Annotated in this window: 4 protein-coding genes; 1 reads left to right on the top strand and 3 read right to left on the bottom strand. The window is 69.3% G+C overall.

The window, feature by feature from the left end:
• Positions 1-26 precede the first annotated feature (26 nt).
• Both WMF33_RS40305 and WMF33_RS40300 read right to left on the bottom strand, forming a co-directional pair.
• A complete protein-coding gene (locus tag WMF33_RS40305; RefSeq protein WP_437333584.1) occupies positions 27-626 on the bottom strand; it encodes a hypothetical protein in 600 nt (199 codons plus the stop codon).
• A gap of 74 nt (positions 627-700) precedes the next feature.
• Complete coding sequence (locus WMF33_RS40300) at positions 701-1,603, bottom strand: SDR family oxidoreductase (protein ID WP_437333583.1); 903 nt, start codon at positions 1,601-1,603, stop codon at positions 701-703.
• A gap of 36 nt (positions 1,604-1,639) precedes the next feature.
• Between WMF33_RS40300 and WMF33_RS40295 the strand changes: the two genes are divergently transcribed.
• The gene (locus WMF33_RS40295) at positions 1,640-2,461 is read left to right on the top strand and encodes a helix-turn-helix transcriptional regulator (RefSeq protein WP_437333582.1); all 822 of its coding nucleotides are present in this window, start codon (positions 1,640-1,642) and stop codon (positions 2,459-2,461) included.
• Here the strand turns inward: WMF33_RS40295 and WMF33_RS40290 are convergent.
• Positions 2,458-26,040, bottom strand: a complete 23,583-nt coding sequence (locus tag WMF33_RS40290) for a hypothetical protein (protein WP_437333581.1) — start codon at positions 26,038-26,040, stop codon at positions 2,458-2,460. The genes WMF33_RS40295 and WMF33_RS40290 overlap by 4 nt on opposite strands.

Raw genomic sequence — 26,040 nt, 5'->3', positions numbered from 1 at the left:
CTCTGTCGTGAAATGGTCTGGAGAGGCTACGACGCCGGGGCGTCGGGATTCACCACCACCTGGTACCGACGTCCCGTGGACAGCACGCTCGGATCGATGCCTTCCTCGATCGGTACGCGCGTCTGCGTGAGCTGGTGGCCGGGTAAGCAGCACGCGAGGGTGAAGGCCGCGTCCCAGCGCAGGCGATCGAGCACCCTGTCCATGTGCACGTGGGCGTGGACGAACGTCACGAACACCGGCATCGGGGGCAGGGCATTGAGCTGATCCGCGACGTCGTCGATGCTGGCCTTGTGCCACGAAAGGCGCCGGACCCCGAAGCGATCGCGCCACGCCTCCACCAAGTCCACGTTGAGCAGTGGATCGACGCTGATGTTGTCCGCCTCGCTCTTCAGCGAAAAGAGGGCCCCGGTCCTCGCGTGGGCCCCGTCCCCGACGTGAATGACGCGACATGGGCGGCCCTTGGTCAAGAGGGGCCGAAGATGACATAGGGCAGAGTAGCTCTCGGTCATCTCCTTGGCGGGCCTGGTCGCTTTCGCGAACAGGGGCCACAGCGCTTCGAAGGAGTTCCTTCGCATGAGCCGGTCCAGGTAGTCGCTGTTCGGGGGCTGCGCGTCGGTGCTGGCCATGGCGGCTGCTTGTAGCAGAGCTGCCGCGATCCGCCCGGAATCATGACGACCATCGAGGCGTGCGCGCGTCTCTCTCAGAAGTAGTGCGCGCGCATGTCGTCGAGCAGGCCGGGCTGCTCCGGCTTCCAGCCGAGCAGCTCGCGCGTCGCCTTGCTCGAGACCCGGTTGTCGAGCCCGACGACCATCGACATCCATCCGAAGTGCGCGCCTGCCTCCGAGGCCGGCACGCTCTTCGTCGGCACACCGGCGCCTTTGCCGATCGTCTCCGCGATCGCGCGCATCGCGACGCCTTCCTCCGCGGTGCCGTGCAACACGGATCCCGGCGGCGCGCTCTCGACGGCAAGCCGGTACAACCGCGCCGCATCGTCGCGATGCACCGCGGGCCAGTGATGATTGCCATCGTCGACGTAACCAGCGGTGTTCTTCTCGCGCGCGATGTTGATCAGCATGGTAATGAAGCCCTTGTCGCCAGCGCCGTGCACCGTCGGCGCCAGCCGGATGACGCTGCCACGCACCCCGCGCTTCGCAGCATCGACCACGAGGCGTTCGGCCTGCAACCGGATCGCGAGCGGCGAGCTCGCCGGCGACGCGTCCGCCTCGAACGCGACCTTGCCAGGCTTCGAAACGACCAGCGTGCCGTTCGTTCCGACGAACGCCTTGTTCGTGCCCGCCATCGCGTCGAGCATCGCGCCGATCGCGTCGCGATCGATCTGGCACATCCTCGGGAAGTCCGAGAAATCTATGTGGAACGCCAGGTGGATCGTCGCATCGGTCGCGCGGACGCCCTCGACGAGGCTCTTCGGATCCCTGATGTCGCCGCGGTAAACCTCCACGCCCTGCGCCTTCAACTTCTCGGCGCCCGCATCGCTGTGCGCCATGCCGAGGACGCTGTGGCCGGCCCCGCGCAGCTCCTTCAGCACCGCCGTGCCGATCCAGCCGGTCGCGCCGGTGACGAACACTCGAATTGACTTGGTCATGCGAGGACAGTAGCCTCGGGTTGCTCGCCCGAAAAGATGAGCAGCTATACGGGTATGGCGGCTACCACCCTCCCCACCTTCCTGCGCGACCGCCGCGAGCGCGTCCGTCCCACGACCACCGCGCGCCGACGCACCCCCGGATTGCGCCGCGAGGAGGTCGCCGCCCGGGCTGGCGTGAGCGTGACCTGGTACACCTGGCTCGAGCAAGGTCGCGGCGGCGTGCCGTCGGACGACGTCCTCGAGCGCCTCGCCCGCGCCCTCGAGCTCGACGACGCGAATCGCGAGATGCTGTTTCTGCTCGCGCACGGCCGTCCGCCGCCGCGCAAGCCCGCGGCGCCCGCGGCGGTCACGCCGTCGCTCCAGGTCGTGCTCGACAACCTCTCCATCCCCGCCTTCGTGAAGACGCCGACGTTCCAGATCGTCGCGTGGAATCGCGCGGCGGTCGCGGTGCTCGGCGATTACGCGGCGGTCCCGGAGCGCGACCGCAACTTGCTGCGCCGGATCTTTCAACCGGGCTCAGAGAACAAGGTACACCACGTCGAAGACGTTCGCCGTACCTGTCTCGCGTCGTTCCGCGTCGACATCGCGCGTGCTGGCCAATCGGACGAGGCGACGGCGCTGATCGACGAATTGATGGAGACGAGCCCCGACTTTCGCCGCCTGTGGGACGAAGGTGAGATCCGGTCGCACGGCGGGTTCCAGAAACGGCTCGTCCGTCCCGAGGTCGGCGAGATCGTGCTCGAGTCGTCGGTGTTCCACGTCGAAGGCAGCGACGGCCTCTCGATGTTCGTGTTCTCACCCGCGGACGAGGCGAGCGCGCGCGCCCTCGCGCAGCTGGTCCAACGGTCCGGAACCTAACGCACGCACGTGCAGGTGGAGTGCTCGGAATCGGGCGAGTCCTTGCCTTGCTCGCCGGCCCTGTCGACGACCTTCGCGTCCATGCCGAGCTGCTGCAAGAGCTCGGTGACGAGCGCGATCGCCTCCTGCTTGTCCGCCTGCGTGCGCGGGGAGGACCACGCGTCGCTCTTCTTGACCAGCGTCCGCACCAGGGCGTCGATCTCCGGGGGGACGGTCACCGCGTCGAGAGCAGCCGTCGTGTCCGTCGCTCGCGAGGTCTCTTGGCCCTGTGTCGCTTCGGAGGCGCCGTTCCAGGGGCTGAACGAGCCGAGCCGGTCGGCCGGATCCCCGCCCTCGGGCTGGGTGGCGCCGCTCGTCGCGGCGGAGCTGGACGGGGCGCTCGGGAGAGGCGCCAGCGCCGTACCGACGATCCTCGCGGCCGCGGCCGCGGCCGCCGCGTCCGGCCCGCGGGCCGCGTCGTCGACGCGCTCGAAGGTGAACAGGTAGCCGCGGTTCCTGCGCTCGGCGGCCGCGCGCGGGTCGGCGTCGGAGACCGTGCGGTCGTCGCGTACCTGCCACTGCCCCGTCGCCGCGTTGCGCGTCATCGCGGTGTAGTGCCCCGCGTCCCCCGTCGGCCCGTGATGATTGACGACCACGTTCAGGCGGTACCAGCGGCCGTTGACGTCGAGCCACTCGGGGACGTCGACGCTGCTCTCGTTCTCCCCGTCCCCGCGTTGCAGAGCGATCGTGATCGCCCGAGGCGTGTTGTTGGCCGAGTCGACGAGGAGCTGCCTCGATGGGCTGCCTCTCACCACGCGGCCCTGGCGCACGGCGGCCACGTCATCCATGGTGCTCGCGCCGAAATGGCCGTCGAGCGCCTGCTGCAGGGTGCGGCTGCCGTTGACCAACGGGCTGAGCACGACGTCGGGCTGCGCCGAGTCCCATACGAGGTTGTCGTCGAGCGAGGTGCGATCTCTCAGAGTCTCACCCGTCTCCAGCAGATCGACCCCCCTCCAGTCGGTCCGCTGCCTCTGGGCCAGGGTCACGCCGGCGGTGTCGAGGCTGGCTCTCTCGAAGAGGCGTCTGAAGAGGACCTCGCTGGGATCCTGCTGCGTCGTTCTGGACGACGCATTGAGCACGCCGGTGTCGCGCAGCACCTCGTCGAGCGCCCGCATCGTGTCCGCCCCGACGAGCGTGCCGGCCCGGATCTGCTCGAGGATCGGGCGCACCGCGGCGCGGAGCCGGGGGCCTGCGGCGTCGAGGTCCTCGCCTTCGCGCGGCGCGAACAGATCGTAGTAGGCGTCGGTGTGCGCGAGCATCGTGAGGCCGGCCGACAGGAAGCAGCTGTTGCCGATGTTCACGATGCCGGTGTTGCTCACCTGCGAGCTCGGGGCCCCGGAGCGCGACGCGCTCTTCGCCACGACCCCCGGCGGGGGGGTGGACGCCGCCGCTGGCGCGATGTCGCGGCGGTCGTGGGCGTAGCTGGTGAGGAGGTGCGCCGTGCCGTCGGGCCTGACCCGCGCGATGGCCTTGTTCGCGCCGTGCCAGAGCACGACGTTGGTCGCGCCGGTCTCGTCGGTGCGCGCCTCGATGGCGGTGGCGTTGCGGACCACGTCGCGCGCGGCGTCGAGGTAACGCCGCACGACGTCCGCCTGTGACGCGGCCGCCAGCTCCGCCGGGGTCAGGAAGTCGGCGGCGTGCTTCTTCGCGTGGTAGGCGGCGGTGCTCGCCGACTCGAAGCGCAGCTCGCTGGCCGCCGCCGCGAGCCTCTCCCGCAGCTCGTCGCCATCGCCGAGTGTGACGTCGCCCACGGCGCCGGCCTCCTGGGCCGCCTGCCGCTGCGCTTGCCAGAGCGCCTCGACGTCGGCGCCGGACAGGTTGTCCTGCATCGAGGCGATGTAGAACTCGAAGCGCTCGACGAACTCGTTATAGCTGCTGGCGCGCTCCAGCGCGAATGCGGCCGCCGGGCGGCGCAGATCCGGGCGCACCTCGCCGCTCACCAGGTCATAGAGCCGCAGCAGCGCGTCGTGCCGCATCTGGCCGCCCTCGGCGAAGATGCCGATCGATCTCGGGTCCTCGATGCCGCTGTCGCGGAGGAAGGGCTCGACCTGGTCCAGCTGCGGCTTGAAGCGCAGCCGCTCCTGGCCGCGATGCGAGCCGGACAGGTCGGCCGTCGCCTGGTCCCTGGGGGACCAGGGGATCCCGTTGTTCAGGTTCTGGACGAGCGTGAGCAGCTTGCCGAGCTGCCCGCGGCGATGGAGCTCTCGCAGCCGATCGCGGTGCAGCCTGACCTGCCCGCCGAGGTCGATCTGGTCGCCGATCGTCGTGAATTCGATGTTTGCGTCCGTGAACAGCCGCTCGGCGTCGGCGAGGAAGTCGTCGCTATCGCTGTTGAGCTCCTCGTCGAACCGCCACGGCTGCGGGCCGCGGTAGTAGTCGCCGTCCATCCGCGGCTGGCCCTGCTGGCCGGTGTCCGAGAACCCGTTCTTCTTCTTGTCCCATTTGGCCTTTCCGTCGCGGTCGCGCCAGCGGTAGACGTGGTAGTGCGGCGCGTTGTGGCCTGGCTGGTTGTGGTCGCTCAGGTCCACGTCGATGATGACGCGCTCCGCCGCCTGCCCCGGCCGCGGCGGCAGCAGGGCGTGGAAGCGGTATTGATAGATCCGGCCGGTCGCGACGTCGACCTTCATCTCCGGCGCGCCCAGCGGGTAATCCCTGGCGTCGTTGTCGGGGGTGTCGCGCCAGCGCGGCAGGATGTCGTGATCGTAGGCGAAGCTCTCGTCGTCGAAGCGGCCGGCCTTCTCGTCGGGGATGAGCCTGTGCATCGCGCCCCGGGGGAAGCCGAGCACCTCCATGGTCTCGAGCAGCTCATCCGGCGACTTCGCGCGCGTCTGGTGCAGGAACAGCGACTTGTCGCGGAGCGGCGCCTCGCGCTTCTTCATCGAATCGATGATGCTCTCGGCGTTGTCGCGCAAGGCATTGAGGATCTCGGGCTCGAGCACGTAGCCGCGCCTGTAGAACTTGAGCGCGCGGCCGAGGTTCCACGGCGCCTTGTGCAGGTGCTCGACGACGGCGCGCTGCCGCTCCTCGACGGTCGCGCCGGGGCCGGGGTCGGCGACGAAGCGCAGCCTGCCGAGGAGCTGATCCTCGATGCCGTCGAGCGGGTCGACCACGTAGCCATCCTTGTCGAGGTAGATGGCGTTCATCCGGAAGTCGCGCTTCTGCGCGTCGGCCATGACGTCGAACGGGCCCGGCGCACTGGTGTCGTCGCCGGCCGTGATGTCCACCACGTTATCGCCGCCGCCGACCTGGAGCAGGCCCAGGTCGGGGATGGTGGTGACCGGGAGGGACGGGTATTCGCGGCGCAGGGCTTCCTCGAGCCGCGACATGGGCATGTTCGTCTTGAGGTCGACGTCCCTGGGCTCGATGCCGCTGAGGGCGTCGCGCACCGCGCCTCCGACGAAGTAGACGCCGAAGCCGGAGGTGCTGATGAGCGAGATCAGGTCGTGGACCCGCAGGGTGGATCCGACCGGGGTGTCGAGGAGCGACGCGCCGATGGGCTCGCTCCGGGCGGGCGCGGCGCCCTCGGGGGCGGGGGGCGCTTGCCTCCTCTGGGTGAGGATCGCATGGGCCTTGATCTCACGGCCCTGGACCTTCGGGCTGAAATAGGTGGTTCCCCCGGTCTTCTCCTCGACGAATTTGTCGAACGGCTTCTCGCGACGCTCCGCCGCGTCGATGCCGGCGAAATGGAGGAGCGGCGTCAGGATGCCGTTGTCGTTCGTGGCGAAATGGGGCACAGGGGGCGCGTCGCCGTCGCCGGCGCGCTCGGAGAAGAACGCGTCGGCGAGCATGCTGCGGTCGGCGCTGCCCTTCTTCTCCCCCACCGAGCCTCTCGTCAGCTGCTCGAACCCCTCGTCGTAGCGGGCCATGGCGCCGCGCCGACCGCGATCGACCCGGATGCCGTACCAGGGGAGCACTCGCCCATCGGCCGTGGTGAACGTGCTTCCGATGATGTCGTCGTGCTGGAACAGCTCTCCGATGTTGATGTTGGCGAGGCGCAGGTCCGTGATCTTGTGATCGCGGATCAACGACTCCAGCTGATCGCGGATGTCCCTCCTGGCGGGCGACAGCTGGTCGATCGGCGTCAAGAGATCGGCGACCAGGTTGGAGTCGACCACCAGCGAGGTCGACGTGAGCGGCGGCGACAGCGCCGGGTCCGAGAGGCGCTCGGCGTGGCGGACCAGCTGCTCGATGATCCCGCGGGTGTTGGCGACCTTGCCCTTGTCCATGGCGCGCGCGAGCATGCCGGCGAACGCGCGCTCGCCGATCGATCGCTGGATGACGCCGAGCTCTTCGGTGGTGACCCAGCGTCCCTCCTTGGCCCTCTTGAGGATCGCGCGCGGCGTCTCCTCCTCGCCTTTCTGCGGGGGCGGCGGCGGCGGCTCGCGCAGGGCCGCGAGGTCGATGCCCTGCCTCCCCTCGAGCGCGTCGAGGGCGCCCAGCGCCTTGGCGACGTCGAAGGCGAGCCGGCGGTTCTCCGCGTTTCTGTAGCCATCGAGCACGCGCTTGAAGGCCGCTTTCGGGTCCTTGCCCTCGGGGGAGCCCTTGATCCGGTTGTTCAGGAACCGCGCGAGCGAGGTCGAGGTTGCCCTCTCGGTCGCCAGCAGCCCGGTGAGCGCGCGCCGCACCGTGTCGTCATCGAAGCGCTCGATCAGCCTGTTCTGCAGGTGCTCGTAGGGCGGCACACCCCAGAGCCACTCGGGAATGGCCTTTTGCGCAGGGCCCTCGCGCTTGGGCTTCTTTAGCTGTTTGTGGTTTTGCTTTTCGCGCTGCTCCGCCTTGTGCTTGCCGACGTCCGGCTCCAGGTCGATCTCCAGGCCGCCGAACGGGTTCTCCTCGCCCTCCGATTCATCGTCGCTATCGGACTCATCGTCGCTCTCCGACTCGTCGCTATCGGACTCATCGTCGCTCTCCGACTCGTCGCTATCGGACTCATCGTCGCTCTCCGACTCGTCGCTATCGGACTCATCGCCGCTCTCCGGTTCCCCCGGGGGCGGGTTCGTGTCGACGGGCGCGCCGGGGGCCCTCTCGGGCAGCTGCGGGGCGTTCGTCTTTGCGGCGGCGGGAGGCGTCTCGCCGGTGGAGCTGCCGTTTTCCTCGGCGTCGTTGCCTCGGCCGATCGCACGGAGGCCCTGATCCCGCTTGAGCGCGCGCACGACGAGCTCGACGTGCGCTGCAAGCTGCCGCTGCAGCTCGCCCGGGGGCAGCTGGCGCACGCCGGGGTGGAACATTAGCCACTTCTCGACGATCTCCTCGGCGAGCCGCTTGGCGGCGGCCAGCTCGATGGGCAGGATATCCAGGATCTGCGGGAGGAGCCTCTCGCCGATGGTGTCGTCGACGAGGCGCATCACCTCGTTCAGGCGCTGCTGTGGGACGCTCTCCTGGAGGGCTTGGTACAGCCCTGACGACGTGCGCTGGACGCCCCCGGGAGCGAGCCTCCCCGGCGCTGCGGCAGGCCCGCGAGCGGAGCTGCCCCCGTCCTGCTTCGCCGGAGCTCCCGCGAGCAGGTCGGCCGTGTCCGCGCCGTCGTGCGCGGTCCCGGACGGTCGGCGCGATGCGAGGTGCGCCGGAGCGTTCTGCTCGGCGGAGGTGCCCGGGGCCGGGGCGCGCGGCGGGGGGTAGGTTCCGACGGTGATCACCTCGAAGAGCCTCGGCATGTCGGCCTTGGGCACCCGGATGGGGAACGACTGCCCCCATGACTGGACGGGCACGAGGAAGGCGTCGCCGTCGACCGTGATCTCGCCGTCGATCGCGAAATGGTGCCGACTCTCGGCTTCGTCCTTGCCAAGCGGCGCGACGGTCGCGGGGGCGCGAGGCGCCTTGTCGCCGCCGTCGCGGTGCTGCTTCGCAGCTTCCCAGAGCGCCTTGCCGTTCGCGATGGTCGCCACGGCGAACCCGGGTCGATCCGTGCGCCTGAGCGTCTCGTTGATGCGCGCGACGTCGCCCTCGGAGAGGCCGCCGCTCATGACCTCGATCTCCGCCCCGAGCGCGTCGCTCATGAGGGATGCGATGGAGTTCGCCGAGAGGAGCATATCGCCCTGCGCCGCCGCGACGCCGGCCTGCTTGGCGCCGTCGGTTCGCTTCCCGTGCTGCGCGACGGCGTCCTGCCCGAGGAGCTCGACAAGGCCTCGGGAGAGCAGGTGATCGAGGAGGTGGCGATCCAGCTGTTGCTGGTCCGTGGCTTTGGTCAGGGCGCCGCGCTTCGCCCCGGCCGTCTTGAGCCCGTTGACGAGCGGCCGCGTCGGAGCCGGGCCGAGGGCGCGCGGGATCTCTCCGGTCATCACGCGCCGGAGGATGTCGAGGTCTTCGCTGAGCACCGCCCTGCCCGGACCCGGCTGCGCGCCGAGCTCCCGGGCCCCGGGGGCCTGCGCGAGCCGGCCGAGCAGCCGGCCCGTGAACAGCGCGACGACCAGGTGCGAGGTGGTGGCGAGATCGCCCTTCAGCGTCGTGTAGAGGGCGCTTGTGACGCCGCAGCTGCTGAAGGCGGATTGCGACAGCGACGCGGGGTTTTTGATGAGCTCGCGCAGCCTGTCCACGATAGCGCGGTCGACGTTCAGCGACTCGAGCAGGCCTGTCAGGCTGTCCGCGGCCTGCCGCCTGAGCTCGTCGTTCGCCGGGCCGGACCAGGCGCGGCTCTGCTCTTCGAGCTCGCTGAGCAGCTCGTCGAGCGTTTTGTCTTGGTTCTGTGGGCTCGGCTCGACCTGCGCGCTGCCGGTGCGCGGCAGCGGATCGACGGCCATGCTCTCGCCGTCCAACGCGGGGTTATAGCCTGCCAGCACGTTCGCCGGCGCTCCGGTGCGCTGCGCCGTGTCGCCCGGGTCATTCCCGGGCTCGTTGTCCCGGGGAGCTTGCGCGGGATCTCCGGAGCGTTGCTGGCTGTCCTGAAGCTCCTGAGGCGGCTGTGTGCGGGGACCGAGGAGCTCGTGGAGGGCGTCTTTCCCTCGTTGCTTGAGCTCTTGCTCGAAGCGCTCGGCGCGGTCCTTGAGGGTCTTTGCCCAGTCGCTGCCGAGCTTTCCGAGGTCGACGGTGCGCGCGTTCTTGGTGCTCTCGTCGCCGATCTTGTCCTGTTTGAGGCCGCCGACGCTGGAGATGGGGTTGGCGGTCTTCTCGGTGGAGCGCCAGTTGTGGACGTAGCCGACGGTGCTGGGCGCGCCCGGGCCGGTGGTCTCCATGCCGATCTGGAGCGCGCCGGGCCTGTTCTTCTTGGGCGGGCGGTAGCCGATGAACATGTGGCCGTGGGCGCCGTCGGGCAGGATGACGTCGCCGTTGAAGTCCTTGAGGCCGAGGCCGCCGACGGCGAGGTTGATGCCATAGAGCTCGGTGTCGTCGAGCTTGGCGAGGAGGGCGGCGCCCTGGCCGCCCTGCTCCTTGAGCGTGCCCCCTTCGAACGAGGTGTGGTGGGTGCCGACGAAGCGCTTGAACACGCCGGCGGTGGGCTTTCCGTTCTTGTCGGTGATGCCGAGGTGCTCCATGAGCGCGTAGGGCGCGCTGCCGGCGGGGATCTGGACGTTGACGCGGCCGCCGTGCGACAGGAGCTTGGCGACGGGCACGTTGTCTACCGGGACATAGCTCTTGGAGGCGCCGTCGTAGATCTCGGCGCCCTCCTGGAGCAGGTGGAAGATGTTCTTGAGGACCTTGAGCGACTGGCCGTGTCGCTTGACGACCTCGTCCTTCGAGAGCACCTTGCCCTTGGTGAGGGTGAGGGTGTTGAGGAGCGACTTGGGCGCGAGGACGGCGCCCTTGTTGATGGCCTCGGTCGCCGCGTCGTTGGGCTCGGTGTACTCGAAGGTCTTCGACCACTCCTCCACGATGCTTCGGTCGATGAGCCGCTTGAGCTCCTCTCGCCTGGCCGGGTCGGTCGTGTGCCTCGCCTCCATGGACAGGGCCGCCGCCGCGGGCGGGGTGCCCTCGAAGCGCTTGCCGGCCTCGCCGCCCTTCATCTGGCGCGAGACGTAGCTGGCGAGCACGAGCTTGCTCCCGTTGTGGAGCTTCTCGAAGCCGCGGAACTGCTCGGGGTTTTGGCTCGGGTCGCCCGACAGGTACTGCTCGACCTGCTCGTGCGTGAGCAGGCCCGAGGCGTTGAGCCAGGTCTGGCCCTGAGGGGTGGAGGAGAGCTGCTCGAAGGCGCTCCACTCGGCGTCGCTGAGCAGCGGCCCCCTGGGGAAGCGGCCTCCCAGCTGCTCCTTGGCCGTCGTGGGATCGGGGGGGAAGCCGCTGCTGCTCAGCGGGCCCTGGATCGCGGAGAGGCCGTGCTTGGCCCGCTCGCGGCTCCTCATGCCGGTGTCGGTGCGCCAGATGGTGTTCTTGACGGCCTTGTCGACGATCCAGGTCACCTCCTCGACCGGGGTGGCGGTCTCCGGATCGGGCGCTCGCTCCGACGGCGGCTCCGGCTCTTCCTCGATCGCGTCGAGCTGCGCTTGCGGGTCGGCCGCCGCATCCCCGCTGCTCGAAGCGGGGTTGTACCCGCCCAGCATGTCCGCGGGGTCATCACCGGGCTCATTCTCCGAGCGTTGCTGGGTGTCCTGGAGCTCTTGCGGCGGCTGTGTGCGGGGGCCGAGGAGCTCGTGGAGGGCGTCTTTCCCTCGTTGCTTGAGCTCTTGCTCGAAGCGCTCGGCGCGGTCCTTGAGGGTCTTGGCCCAGTCACTCCCGAGCTTTCCGAGGTCGACGGTGCGGGCGTTCTTGGTGCTCTCGTCGCCGATCTTGTCCTGTTTGAGGCCGCCGACGCTGGAGATGGGGTTGGCGGTCTTCTCGGTGGAGCGCCAGTTGTGGACGTAGCCGACGGTGCTGGGCGCACCGGGGCCGGTGGTCTCCATGCCGATCTGGAGCGCGCCGGGCCTGTTCTTCTTGGGCGGGCGGTAGCCGATGAACATGTGGCCGTGGGCGCCGTCGGGCAGGATGACGTCGCCGTTGAAGTCCTTGAGGCCGAGGCCGCCGACGGCGAGGTTGATGCCGTAAAGCTCGGTGTCGTCGAGCTTGGCGAGGAGGGCGGCGCCCTGGCCGCCTTGCTCCTTGAGCGTGCCCCCTTCGAACGAGGTGTGGTGGGTGCCGACGAAGCGCTTGAACACGCCGGCGGTGGGCTTTCCGTTCTTGTCGGTGATGCCGAGGTGCTCCATGAGCGCGTAGGGCGCGCTGCCGGCGGGGATCTGGACGTTGACGCGGCCGCCGTGCGACAGGAGCTTGGCGACGGGCACGTTGTCTACGGGGACATAGCTCTTGGAGGAGCCGTCGTAGATCTCTGCGCCTTCCTGGAGCAGGTGGAAGATGTTCTTGAGGACCTTGAGCGACTGGCCGTGTCGCTTGACGCCCTCGTCCTTCGAGAGCTCCTTGCCCTTGGTGAAGGTGAGGGTGTTGAGGAGCGACTTGGGCGCGAGGACGGCGCCCTTGTTGATGGCTTCGGTCGCCGCGTCGTTGGGCTCGGTGTACTCGAAGGTCTTCGACCACTCCTCCACGATGCTTCGGTCGATGAGCCGCTTGAGCTCCTCTCGCCTGGCCGGGTCGGTCGTGTGCCTCGCCTCCATGGACAGGGCGGCCGCCGCGGGCGGGGTGCCCTCGAAGCGCTTGCCGGCCTCGCCGCCCTTCATCTTGCGCGAGACGTAGCTGGCGAGCACGAGCTTGCTCCCGTTGTGGAGCTTCTCGAAGCCGCGGAACTGCTCGGGGTTTTGGCTCGGGTCGCCCGACAGGTACTGCTCGACCTGCTCGTGCGTGAGCAGGCCCGAGGCGTTGAGCCAGGTCTGGCCCTGCGGGGTGGAGGAGAGCTGCTCGAAGGCGCTCCACTCGGCGTCGCTGAGCAGCGGCCCCCTCGGGAAGCGGCCTCCGAGCTGCTCCTTGGCCGTCGTGGGATCGGGGGGAAAGCCGCTGCTGCTCAGCGGGCCTTGGATCGCGGAGAGGCCTTGCTTGGCCCGCTCGCGGCTCCTCATGCCGGTGTCGGTGCGCCAGATGGTGTTCTTGACGGCCTTGTCGACGATCCAGGTCACCTCCTCGACGGGGGTGGCGGTCTCCGGATCGGGCGCTCTCTCCGACGGCGGCTCCGGCTCTTCCTCGATCGCGTCGAGCTGCGCTTGCGCGTCGGCCGCCGCATCCCCGCTGCTCGAAGCGGGGTTGTACCCGGCCTGCACATCCGCCAGAGCTTGCACTTGAGAGGAGGTGGTCGGAGACGGCGCTCGCGATGGGAGAGCGGTGCCGTAGGTGATCGCCGCGAAGACCTTCGGCATGTCCTCCTTGTTCACCCGTACGGGGAAGGTGCGCCCCCAGGACTGGAGCGGCACGAGGAAGGAGTCGCCTTGGTCCTTGATCTCCCCGTTGATCGGGGCATGGTGGGGTACGATCGTCGCGGGTTCGCCGAGCCGCGCGACGTACACGGGACCGTACGGAGCCGTGGAGCTGGCCTCATGCGCCTCCGCTGCGCTCCAGAGCGCCTCGCCGTCCATCACGGTGGCGATCGCAAACCCTGCCTGGTCCGCCTGCTGAAGGGCGTCATTGACGCGCGTGACATCGTAGCCCCCGGGGGAGCCCTTGGTCATGACGGTGGCGTTCGCTCCGAGCGCGGCGTTGAAGATGCTCGAGATCGAGTTCGCCGAGGCCAACAGGTCGCCCTGCGCGGCGGCGACGCTGGGCTGATTGGCGCGGTCGGTCTGCTGCTCGAGCTTCGCGAGGGCGCCGGGGCCGAGCATCTCGACGAGGCCGCGGGCGAGCAGATGGTCGAGGAGATGGCGCTCCACCGCCGCTCGGTCCGTGGCCTCCTTCAGGCTGTCGCCCTTGGCCTTGGCGGTCCGGAGGCCGTTGACGAGCGGCCTGGTAGGCGCCGGGCCGAGCGCTTGCGGGACATCTCCTGTCATCACGCGCCGGAGGAGGTCCAGGCTGTCGCTGAGCGGCCCCTTGCCAGAACCCTGCGGTTGGAAGGGGGCGGCCCCGGTGGAATCCGCAAACTTGCCGAGCAGCTTGCCCGTGAAGATCGCCGCGACCAGATGGGAGGTGGTGGCGAGATCGTCCTTCAGCGTCGGGTAGAGGATGCTGGTGAGCGCGCAGTTGGTGAAGGCAGACTGCGAGAGCGAGGCGGGGTTCTCGATGAGCTCGCGCAGCCTGTCGATGACCGAGGGGCGCACGTTCTGGTGCTGGAGCAGCCCGGTCAGGAGCCGTATTGCGTCCTTCTTGTTCTCGTCGGTGGCCGGTTGCGCCCATGCGCGGCTCTGCTTGTCGAGCGAGTCGAGCAGCTCGTCGAGCGTCTTCCCTGGGTCCTGGGCGCTCGGCTCGACCTGGGCAGCTCCTCCGGCGGTGGTCGGCGTGGGGGAGGGGGTCGCGCCCGGCGCTGCGGCTCCGGCGAGCATATCGCCCGAGCGGCCCACGCCATCGTCCTGGAGCTCCTGAGGCGGCTGTGTGCGGGGGCCGAGGAGCTCGTGGAGGGCGTCTTTCCCTCGTTGCTTGAGCTCTTGCTCGAAGCGCTCGGCGCGGTCCTTGAGGGTCTTTGCCCAGTCGCTCCCGAGCTTGCCGAGGTCGACGGTGCGCGCGTTCTTGGTGCTCGCGTCGCCGATCTTGTCCAGCTTGAGGGCACCGACGCTGGTGACGGGGTTGGAGGTCTTCTCGGTGGAGCGCCAGTTGTGGACGTAGCCGACGGTGCTGGGCGCACCGGGGCCGGTGGTCTCCATGCCGATCTGGAGCGCGCCGGGCCTGTTCTTCTTGGGCGGGCGGTAGCCGATGAACATGTGGCCGTGGGCGCCGTCGGGCAGGATGACGTCGCCGTTGAAGTCCTTGAGGCCGAGGCCGCCGACGGCGAGGTTGATGCCGTAAAGCTCGGTGTCATCGAGCTTGGCGAGGAGGGCGGCGCCCTGGCCGCCTTGCTCCTTGAGCGTGCCCCCTTCGAACGAGGTGTGGTGGGTGCCGACGAAGCGCTTGAACACGCCGGCGGTGGGCTTGCCGTTCTTGTCGGTGATGCCGAGGTGCTCCATGAGCGCGTAGGGAGCGCTGCCGGCGGGGATCTGGACGTTGACGCGGCCGCCGTGCGACAGGAGCTTGGCGACGGGCACGTTGTCTACGGGGACATAGCTCTTGGAGGCGCCGTCGTAGATCTCGGCGCCTTCCTGGAGCAGGTGGAAGATGTTCTTGAGGATCTTGAGCGACTGGCCGTGTCGCTTGACGACCTCGTCCTTCGAGAGCTCCTTGCCCTTGGTGAAGGTGAGGGTGTTGAGGAGCGACTTGGGCGCGAGGACGGCGCCCTTGTTGATGGCCTCGGTCGCCGCGTCGTTGGGCTCGGTGTACTCGAAGGTCTTCGACCACTCCTCCACGATGCTTCGGTCGATGAGCCGCTTGAGCTCCTCTCGCCTGGCCGGGTCGGTCGTGTGCCGTGCCTCCATGGACAGGGCGGCCGCCGCGGGCGGGGTGCCCTCGAAGCGCTTGCCGGCCTCGCCGCCCTTCATCTTGCGCGAGACGTAGCTGGCGAGCACGAGCTTGCTCCCGTTGTGGAGCTTCTCGAAGCCGCGGAACTGCTCGGGGTTTTGGCTCGGGTCGCCCGACAGGTACTGCTCGACCTGCTCGTGCGTGAGCAGGCCCGAGGCGTTGAGCCAGGTCTGGCCCTGCGGGGTGGAGGAGAGCTGCTCGAAGGCGCTCCACTCGGCGTCGCTGAGCAGCGGTCCCCTGGGGAAGCGGCCTCCGAGCTGCTCCTTGGCCGTCGTGGGATCGGGGGGAAAGCCGCTGCTGCTCAGCGGGCCTTGGATCGCGGAGAGGCCGTGCTTGGCCCGCTCGCGGCTCCTCATGCCGGTGTCGGTGCGCCAGATGGTCTTCTTGACGGCCTTGTCGACGATCCAGGTCACCTCCTCGACGGGGGTGGCGGTCTCCGGATCCGGCGCTCGCTCCGACGGCGGCTCCGGCTCCTCCTCGATCTGGTCGAATTGCGCTTGCGGGTCGGCTGCCTTATCTCCGGTGTTCGAAGCGGGGTTGTACCCGCCCAGCATGTCCGCGGGGTCGCTGGTCTGGCCATCACCGAGGTTGTTCAAGCCGGTGGTGATGGCGCTCGATCCCGCTGCGGGCGGCTGGTTGCCGGCGCTGCGCGCGATGTTGCCGCGAATGCGTTCCCACGTGTCCCGCCCCTGGTTGATCAGGCCCGGGAGGTCGTTCGCGAAGAAGTCGCGCACCTCCTGGGTCAGCCGTGCCTTCGGCGCCGGGTTGGGGTCGTAGTAGGACGCATACGTCTCGGCGAACCACTCCGCGGGCGTGGAGAACTGGTAGTTGGAGACGGCGTTGTTGCGGGCGTCTTGGCGGTAGCTGACCCAGTTGTTGTACTGGTCGACGTGGTAGATGCGGCCGCCGACGGCCAGCTTCGAGGCCCCGCCGTCGTCCAGCGTCCAGGGCTGGGCCATGGCGAACTTGACGGTGCCAACGGCCTTGTCGAGCTTCTTCTTCAGGTCTGGATCGCCGGAGGCGACCTCCGCGGGAAAGCTCTCCAGAGGCGCCATGTCCTCGCGCCGCGCGGCGGGATCGAGGACGGAGGTGAAGCGCTGGAGCAGGGAGAAGCCGTCGGTCTGGTGCGCCGCCTCCGCGTCGGTGATGCCCGCCTTGGCGAAGATGGCGCGGGTGACCTCTTCGAGGTCCCGCGTGTCGGAGTGCACCTTCCAGCCGCCGAACCGGTCATCCCCGGCGAGGCTCGTCTTCCAGTCGATCAGCTTGTCGACGGAGTGGGCGACCTCGTGGCGCATGGTCCACTTGATCAGGTTGCCATTGGCGAGCACGTCGGACACGCCGCCCATCACGTGGCGGTCTTCGGTGATGCCGAGCGCCCTGTCCTGCTCCTTGTCGACGCCGTCGTAGTCGCGGATGGCGCCGCGATCCATCCGCTTTCGCTGCCAGCTCCAGCGCCGGTTGAGCCGGCTGTAGATGAAGGTGCGGACCTTCGGGGGATTGACGATGTTGATGGTGTCGGTGAGCTCGTCGTACGCGCTCGCCGCTTCCTTCGAGGAGAGGTCGCGGATGATCTTCCGCAGCGTCGGGCTGCCGGTGATGTGCTCGGGCGGCAGATCACCGAGCGCCTTCTCGATATGATCGAGCATCTTGTGCGAGAAGTGCGCGTCGTCGGCGCCGTCGTCGTCCGGTCCGATCTGCAGCTCGTACTGATCCGCCAGCGCCTGCTCGCGATCCGCGGCCCCCTCGTTGCGGCGCATCCCGGCGTACCCGTGTCCTCCGGTGCCGAGCTTCTTGCCGAGCCACGACACTGACGTGGGCGCTCGCGACGGCTGATCCGTCCCCGGGTCCGCGGTCGCGGAGGCTGCGGCGGAGTCCTCCGCGCCGGCCGCGGGCGGCCTGACCGGCGCCTGCATCCCCGAGGTGATGGCGGTGGCCGGGTTCCCGGGGCGCCGTGCCGGCGGCTGCGAATCGCCTTGTTCACCGGGCGGATCTCGGCGCTCGCCGTCCCGGCGGGCTTGCTCGGAGCCTCCCGACCCGTCCTGGAGCTCCTGAGGCGGCTGGGTACGGGGGCCGAGGAGCTCGTGGAGCGCGTCTTTCCCTCGTTGCTTGAGCTCTTGCTCGAACCGCTCGGCGCGGTCCTTGAGGGTCTTGGCCCAGTCACTCCCGAGCTTTCCGAGATCGACGGTGCGGGCGTTCTTGGTGCTCTCGTCGCCGATCTTGTCCTGTTTGAGGCCGCCGACGCTGGAGATGGGGTTGGCGGTCTTCTCGGTGGAGCGCCAGTTGTGGACGTAGCCGACGGTGCTGGGCGCGCCCGGGCCGGTGGTCTCCATGCCGATCTGGAGCGCGCCGGGCCTGTTCTTCTTGGGCGGGCGGTATCCGATGAACATGTGGCCGTGGGCGCCGTCGGGCAGGATGACGTCACCGTTGAAGTCCTTGAGGCCGAGGCCGCCGACGGCGAGGTTGATGCCGTAAAGCTCGGTGTCGTCGAGCTTGGCGAGGAGGGCGGCGCCCTGGCCGCCCTGCTCCTTGAGCGTGCCCCCTTCGAACGAGGTGTGGTGGGTGCCGACGAAGCGCTTGAACACGCCGGCGGTGGGCTTTCCGTTCTTGTCGGTGATACCGAGGTGCTCCATGAGCGCGTAGGGAGCGCTGCCGGCGGGGATCTGGACGTTGACGCGGCCGCCGTGGGACAGGAGCTTGGCGACGGGTACGTTGTCTACGGGGACATAGCTCTTGGAGGAGCCGTCGTAGATCTCTGCGCCCTCCTGGAGCAGGTGGAAGATGTTCTTGAGGACCTTGAGCGACTGGCCGTGTCGCTTGACGACCTCGTCCTTCGAGAGCACCTTGCCCTGGGTGAAGGTGAGGGTGTTGAGGAGCGACTTGGGCGCGAGGACGGCGCCCTTGTTGATGGCCTCGGTCGCCGCGTCGTTGGGCTCGGTGTACTCGAAGGTCTTCGACCACTCCTCCACGATGCTTCGGTCGATGAGCCGCTTGAGCTCCTCTCGCCTGGCCGGGTCGGTCGTGTGCCGTGCCTCCATGGACAGGGCGGCCGCCGCGGGCGGGGTGCCCTCGAAGCGCTTGCCGGCCTCGCCGCCCTTCATCTTGCGCGAGACGTAGCTGGCGAGCACGAGCTTGCTCCCGTTGTGGAGCTTCTCGAAGCCGCGGAACTGCTCGGGGTTCTGGCTCGGGTCGCCCGACAGGTACTGCTCGACCTGCTCGTGGGTGAGCAGGCCCGAGGCGTTGAGCCAGGTCTGGCCCTGGGGGGTGGAGGAGAGCTGCTCGAAGGCGCTCCACTCGGCGTCGCTGAGCAGCGGTCCCCTGGGGAAGCGGCCTCCGAGCTGCTCCTTGGCCGTCGTGGGATCGGGGGGAAAGCCGCTGCTGCTCAGCGGGCCTTGGATCGCGGAGAGGCCGTGCTTGGCCCGCTCGCGGCTCCTCATGCCGGTGTCGGTGCGCCAGATGGTGTTCTTGACGGCCTTGTCGACGATCCAGGTCACCTCCTCGACGGGGGTGGCGGTCTCCGGATCGGGCGCTCTCTCCGACGGCGGCTCCGGCTCCTCCTCGATCTCGTCGAGCTGCGATTGCGGGTCGGCCGCCCTGTCCCCGGTGTTCGAAGCGGGGTTGTTCCCGGCGAGCGTGTTCGCCGGGGCGTCCCGGGGTGGAACTCGAGGCGCGCTGTCCCGCGACGCCTCCTGGGGCTTGCCCGGGTCGTCGCTCGCGGCCGGGTTGTGGCCGCTGGTGATGGCGCTCGCTGCGCTCCCCGCGGGCGGCTGCGTCCCGGTGCTCTGCTCGGCGTTCCGGGTGTTCTCGTTGATGCGTTGCCATCGCTCGCGCCCACTGTTGACCAGGTCCGGGAGCTCGTTCTCGAAGAAGTCGCGCACGTCCTGGGTCAGCCGCGCCTTCGGCGCGGGGTCGGGGTCGTAGTAGGACGCGTAGGTCTCGGCGAACCACTCCGCGGGCGTGGAGAACTGGTAGTTGGAGACGGCGTTGTTGCGGGCGTCGGCGTTATAGCTGACCCAGTTGTCGTACTGGTCGACGTGGTAGATACGGCCGTCGACCTCCAGCTCCGTGGCTCCGCCGTCGACCAAAGTCCAGGGCTGGGCCATGGCGATCTTGACGGTGCGGACGGCCTTATCGAGCTTGTTCCTCAGGTCTGGATCCTCGGGGGCGGCCTCCGCGGGGAACTCCTCCAGGGGAGCCATGTCCTCGCGCCGCGAGGGCGGATGGAGGAAGGAGGCGAAGGCCTTGAGCAGGGAGACCCCGTCGATCTCGCTGTTCGCCTCGTCGTCGGTGATGCCCGCCTTGTCGAAGATGGCGCGGGCGACCTGCTCGGTGTCCCGCGTGTCGGAGTGCACCTTCCAGCCGCCGAACCGGTCTTCGCCGGCGAGGCTCCTCCAGTCGACAAGCTTGTCGATGGAGTGGGCGATCTCGTGGCGCATCGTCCACTTGATCAGGTTGCCGTTGGCGAGCGCGTCGGACACGCCGCCCATGACCTGGCGGCGTCCGGTGATGCCGAGCGCCTTGTCCTGCGCCTTGCTGATGCCGTCGTAGTCCGCCTTGGCGCCGCGATCCATGAGGTATCGCTGCCAGCTCACCCCCCGGTTGAGCCGGCTGTACAGCCAGCTGGGCACCTCGATGTTCTTGAGCTTGGGATTGACGATGTTGATGGTGTCGGTGAGCTCGTCGTACTCGCTCGCCGATCGCTCCGAGGAGAGGTCGCGGATGATGGCCCGCAGCGTCGGATTGCCGGTGACGTGATCCGGCGGCAGCTCGCCGAGGATCTTCTCGATGCGGTCGAGCATCTTGTGCGAGAAGTGCTTGCCGGCGGCGCCCTCGCCCGGGCCGATCTGGAGCTCGTACTGGTCCGCCAGCGCCTGCTCGCGCTCCGCTGCCCCCTTGTTGGAGAACAGCCCGCCGAGCCCGCGTCCTCCGGTGCCGAGCGGGTCGCCGCCCCCCGTGGTGAGCTTGCTCCACGCGCTGCTCTCCGGCGCCTTGTCGCCGGTCGCGTCGCTCGCAGCAGGCGCTTGCGACGGGAGATAGGTCCCGTAGGTGAACACCGGGAAGAGCGACGGCAGGACGTCCTTCTTCACCTTGATGGAGAAGCGCTGCTGCCAGGTGTGCAGCGGGACGACGTAATGGTCGCCGTCCTCGGTGATCGTGCCGTCGATGACGACCTGGTGCGGGCTCGGCGTGCCGCTCGTGACCCCCTCGTCGAACGGCTTGACCGTGGTGGGATCCTTCGCGAACTGCGCCGCGTGCTCGACGAGCCCCTTGCCGTCGAAGAATGTGGCCAGGGCGAACGGCGCCTGCTCGGGCCTCGCGAGCGCGTCGTTGATGCGGCGTACGTCGTAATCGTCCTCGGCCACCATGTTCTGGGCGTCGCCGCCGAGGATCGAGGTGAAGAGCGTCACCAGCGAATCGGCCGAGAGCTGCAGATCGCCGCGCTTCTTGGACGGGCCTGTGGCGCCCTTGTGCCGCGTGGGCGCCTTGTCGAGGTAGCCGGGGACGACGCTGGCGGTGTAGTCGGCGTCGGCCTGGTACTGGTCGGGGGCGAGCGTGCTCAGCATCTTGCCCATGCCCCGGGCCAGGAGGTAATCGAGGACGTGCTTGTCGGACCAGGCGCGCCCCTTGCTCTTGACGTCGTAGCGCTTGGCCCCGGCCTTCTTGACGCCGTTCTGGAGCAGCTTGTTGCCGATGGGGGCGCTCTTCAGCGGGAGCTCGCCGCGGATGACGCTTTGGATGGGATCGTCCGTCGCCTGGAAGCGCGTCGTCGTGCCGTCTTCGCCCTGCTTGTCGAGCGAGAAGTCGGCGATCTGCTTGCCCTCCCGATCGAAGAGCTTGCCGGTGAACTCGGCCGCGACCACGCGCGCGAAGCCGGACAGGTCGGACGTGAGCTGCGTGCGGAGCACGCTTTGCAGCGTGCAGATGGCGAACTGGTCGTGGGAGAGGGAGTCGGGGTCGTCGATGAGCTCCGCGAGCCTGTCGACGAGCGACCTGTCCACGCCCTGAGAGCGCATGAGGTCGCCCAGGAGCTTCTTGGCGTCCTGCTTGTCCGCGGCGGTGGCCGGATGCGACCAGGTCTTGCTGGCGTCGACGAGCGTCTGCAGGGCGGCCTGGGTGCTGCCCAGGCGCTCGCGGGCGCCGTCGGTCTCCTGGCCCGCGCCGTCCTGGGAGGCGCCAGAGGCGTCACGAGGTGAGCTGTCCTGGGAGCCGCTCGTGGCGTCGCGGGGCGGGCTGGTCTGGGAGCCGCCGGTGGCGCCGCGAGGTGAGCTGTCCTGGGAGCCGCCCGTGGCGTCGCGGGGCGAGCTCGCCGCGCTCGAATCGCCGGAACGAGCTCCGGTCGTGATGTCCCCGGCAAAGCCCGCGGTGATCGCGCTGGGGCTCGCCGCGCTGGGGTTCGCCGAGCTCCCCGCGGGCGGCTGGTTCCCGGTGCTCTGCTCGGCGTCCCGGGTGTTCTCGTTGATGCGTTGCCATCGCTCGCGCCCACGGTTGACGAGGTCCGAGAGCTCGTTGTCGAAGAAGTCGCGCACCGCCTGGGTCAGCTGCGCCTTCGGCGCGGGGTTCGGGTCGTAGTTGGCCGCGTAGGTCTCGGCGAACCACTCCGCGGGCGTGGAGAACTGGTAGTTGGAGACGGCGTTGTTGCGGGCGTCGGCGTTATAGCTGACCCAGTTGTTGTACTGGTCGACGTGGTAGATACGGCCGTCGACCTCCAGCTTCGAGGCCCCGCCGTCGTCCAGCGTCCAGGGCTGGGCCATGGCGATCTTGACGGTGTCGACGGCCTTGTCGAGCTTCTTCTTCAGGTCAGGATTCTCGGAGGCGATCTCCGCGGGAAACTCCTCCAGGGGAGCCATGTCCTCGCGCCGCGAGGGCGGATGGAGGAAGGAGGCGAAGCTCTGGAGCAGGGAGACCCCGTCGGTCTCGCGGTTCGCCTCGTCGTCGGTGATGCCCGCCTTGTCGAGGATGGCGCGGGCGACCTGCTCGACGCCCCGCGTGTCGGAGTGCACCTTCCAGCCGCCGAACCGGTCTTCGCCGGCGAGGCTCCTCCAGTCGACAAGCTTGTCGATGGAGTGGGCGACCTCGTGGCGCATCGTCCACTTGAGCAGGTTGCCGTTGGCGAGCACGTCGGACACGCCGCCCATGACGTGGCGCTTGTCGGTGATGCCGAGCGCCTTGTCCTGCTCCTTGTCGACACCGTCGTAGTCCCGGATGGCGCCGCGATCCATCCGCTTTCGCTGCCAGCCCCAGCGCCGGTTGAGCCGGCTGTAGATGAAGGTGGGGACCTTCGGGGGATTGACGATGTTGATCGTGTCGGTGAGCTCGTCGTACGCGCTCGCCGCTTCCTCCGAGGAGAGGTCGCGGATGATCTTCCGCAGCGTCGGGCTGCCGGTGATGTGCTCGGGCGGCAGGTCACCGAGGGCCTTCTCGATGTGGTCGAGCATCTTGTGCGAGAAGTGCGTGTCGTCGGCGCCGTCGCTGTCCGGTCCGATCTGCAGCTCGTACTGGTCCGCCAGCGCCTGCTCGCGATCCGCCGCCCCCTTGTTGGAGACCATCCCGCCGAGCCCGTGTCCTCCGGTGCCGAGCTTCTTGCCGAGCCACCCCGCCTTGGGGGGCGCGGGCGGCGGGAGCGGCGCCTGCATCCCCGAGGTGATGGCCGTCGGCTTGACGGTGCGCGGCGCGGGCGGCGGCGAGGTCGTCTCCGGCCGGGGCTGACGAGGTCTCTCCGGCGCCTTCCCTGGAGCGCTCTGCGTCGTTCCAGCTTCCGGTCGAGGACTCGAGGCCTCCGGCGGCTTGGCCGTCATCTGCTCCAGCGCTTTCCCTGGAGCGCTCTGCGTCGTTCCAGCTTCCGGACGAGGGCTCGAGGCCTCCGGCGTCTTGGCCGTCGTCTGCGCCGGCGCGTCACTGGGCAGCTCGCGGGGCTCCTTGCCCTTGGGGGCTTGCTCGGCCCCGCGCTGCCGCTGCTCCGAGCCGCCCTGCCCGGGGTCCTCTGCGCCTCGCTTCGGGTCGGACGCTGCGTCCCCCGGCGGATCGCGGCGATCACCGCCCCGCGAACCTCGCTCGGACCGATCCGACCCGTCGTCGGACGACTCGTCGGATGACTCGTCGGGAGACCCGTCAGAAGCCTCGTCGGGGGCGCGCGCCGCGGTCTCCTCGGTGTCCTGCGGCGGAATTTCGCGTGGACCGACGAGATTCTTGATCGCCTCTGTCGGGTTTTCCGCCACGTCATGCGCGAACTGGTCCGCTCGGCCCTGGAGGACCCCTCTCCAATCGGCCCCGAGCTTGCCCAGGTTCACGGTGCGGGCGTTCTTGCCCTTCTCGTCGCCGATCTTGTCCTGCTTGAGGCCGCCGACGCTGGAGATGGGGTTGGCGGTCTTCTCGGTGGAGCGCCAGTTGTGGACGTAGCCGACGGTGCTTGGCGCGCCCGGGCCGGTGGTCTCGAGGCCGATCTGGAGCGCGCCAGACCTGTCCGGCTTGGGCGGGCGGTAGCCGATGAACAGGTGGCCGTGAGCGCCGTCGGGCAGGATGACGTCGCCGTTGAAGTCCTTGAGGCCGAGCCCGCCGATGGTGGGGTTCATGCCGTAGAGCTCGGTGTCGTCGAACTTGGACTTCACCATGGCGCCGCGTCCGCCCTCCTCCTTGAATTTGCCGTTGCGAAGCGAGACGTGATGCGTCCCGTAGTCGCGCTTGAACACGCCGGTCCTGGGATTGCCGTGCTCGTCGGTGATGCCGAGGAACTCCGTCAGCGCGTAGGGCGGGCTTCCCGCGGGGACCTGGATGTTGACGCGGCCGCCGTGGGACAGGAGCTTGGCGACCGGCACGTCCCGGAGCGGGACATGGCTCTTCGAGCCGGCGTCGTAGATCTCGGCGCCGGCCTGGAGCAGGTGGAAGGTGTTCTTGAGCACCTCGTTCGCCTGCCGGTGCCGGGCGAGGGCCTCGTCCTTCGGGAGCGACTTGGGCTCTGCGCGCGTCAAGGTATCCTTGAGCGTCTTCGGAGCCAGCACGGCGCCCCGGTCCATGGCCTTGTTCGCGGCGTCGTTGGGCTCGGTGTGCTCGAACGTCTTGGCCCATTCCTTGGCGATGCCCTGATCGATCTGCTTCTTGAGCTCGTCCCGCCTCGCCGGGTCGGTCGTGTGCCTCGCCTCCATGGACAGGGCCACAGCCGCCGGAGGCGTGCCCTCGAAGCGCTTACCGTCGTCGCCGCTGTTGCGCGAGACGTAGCTGGCGAGCACGACCTTGCTCGGCTTGTGGAGCTTGTGGAAGCCGCGGAACTTCTCGGTGTTGCCGTTCGACAGGTACTCCTCGATCTGGTCGTGCGGGAGCATGCCCGAGGCTTTGAGCCAGGTCTGTCCCTCCGGGGTCGAGGAGAGCTCCTTGAAGGCGTCCCACTCGGCATCGCTGAACAGCCGCCCCTTGGGGAAGCGCTTCCCGATCTTCTTCTTCGCGTCCGCGGGATCGGTGGGGAAGCCGCCGCGGGTCAGCGGGTCGCCGAGCTTCGGGAGGGCTTGCTTTGCCTCTCGGCGGCTTCGTCTCCCGGTGGCAGTCCTCCACTTGCTGATCTTGACGGCGTTCGCCGCGATCCACGTCACATCGCCGTCCTGCCCTGGAGCAGTCGTGGTGGACGAGCTTCCCGGCTGCGCTCCCGGGCGATCGCGCCCCGGCTGCTGGGAGCCTTGCCCCGCGGGCTGTGACGTCGAGGTCGAGGCGCTGGTGGACGTGCCCTGCGCGGCGGAAGCGGGCTTTTGCGTGGGGGTGCTCTTGCCGCCGGTGTCGCCGGGCTTGGGGGAGGGCTGAGCTGACGTGGTGTCCTTGGCGACGACGTCCTTCGGCGGCGCGGTTGGGGACGTCTCGCCGGCCTTGGGGGACGTGCCTTCCTGCGCCGTCGCGGGCTTGCCCTGCGCGGGGGAAGCGGGCTGTTGCGTGGGGGTGCTCTTGCCGCCGGTGTCGCCGGGCTTGGGGGAGGGCTGAGCTGACGTGGTGTCCTTGGCGACGACGTCCTTCGGTGGCGCGGTTCGGGACGTCTCGGCGGCCTTGGGGGACGTGCCTCCCTGCGCCGTCGCGGGCTTGCCCTGCGCGGGGGAAGCGGGCTTTTGCGTGGGGGTGCTCTTGCCGCCGGTATCGCCGGGCTTGGGGGAGGGCTGAGCTGGCGTGTTGTCCTTGGCGGAGATCTCCTTCGGTGGCGCGGTTGGGGACGTCTCGCCGGGCTTGGGGGACGTGCCTCCCTGCGCCGTCGCGGGCTTGCCCTGCGCGGGGGAAGCGGGCTGTTGCGTGGGGGTGCTCTTGCCGCCGGTATCGCCGGCCTTGGGGGAGGGCTGAGCGGGCGTGTTGTCCTTGGCGGAGATCTCCTTCGGTGGCGCGGTTGGGGACGTCTCGGCGGCCTTGGGGGACGTGCCTCCCTGCGCCGTCGCGGGCTTGCCCTGCGCGGGGGAAGCGGGCTGTTGCGTGGGGGTGCTCTTGCCGCCGGTATCGCCGGGCTTGGGGGAGGGCTGAGCCGGCGTGTTGTCCTTGGCGGAGATCTCCTTCGGCGGCGCGGTTGGGGACGTCTCGCCGGGCTTGGGGGACGTGCCTCCCTGCGCCGTCGCGGGCTTGCCCTGCGCGGGGGAAGCGGGCTGTTGCGTGGGGGTGCTCTTGCCGCCGGTATCGCCGGGCTTGGGGGAGGGCTGAGCGGGCGTGTTGTCCTTGGCGGAGATCTCCTTCGGCGGCGCGGTTGGGGACGTCTCGCCGGGCTTGGGGGACGTGCCCCCCTGCGCCGTCGCGGGCTTGCCCTGCGCGGGGGAAGCGGGCTGTTGCGTGGGGGTGCTCTTGCCGCCGGTATCGCCGGCCTTGGGGGGCGTGCTTCCCTGCGTCGTCGCGCTGGTGTTCCCCTGGGGAGCATTGCCCGGGAGCTGCGATGATGGGTTCGTGGGTGGCGTGGAGCCCTGGGGAATGCCGCCGCCGGAAGGCGAGGATTGAGGCCTGGCCGGGGTCTGGATGGCCTGAGGCGGGGTGGTCGTATTGCCGAGATTCTGAGGCTGCGGGTTGGGGCGTGGCGCGGCGTCCTGGGGAATGCCGCCGCCGGAAGGCGCGGATCGAGGCCTGACCGGGAGCTGCGGGCTTCCAGCGGTGACAGGGGGCGTCCTGGAGCCGGGGAGCGCAGGGGACTGCGACCCGCCGCTGCCCGGCAT

This window comes from Sorangium sp. So ce394, assembly GCF_051474665.1.
Lineage (GTDB): Bacteria > Myxococcota_A > Polyangia > Polyangiales > Polyangiaceae > Sorangium > Sorangium cellulosum_D.
Note: the sequence above shows the minus strand (reverse complement) of the source record. Positions and strands in the feature narration are given on the sequence as shown.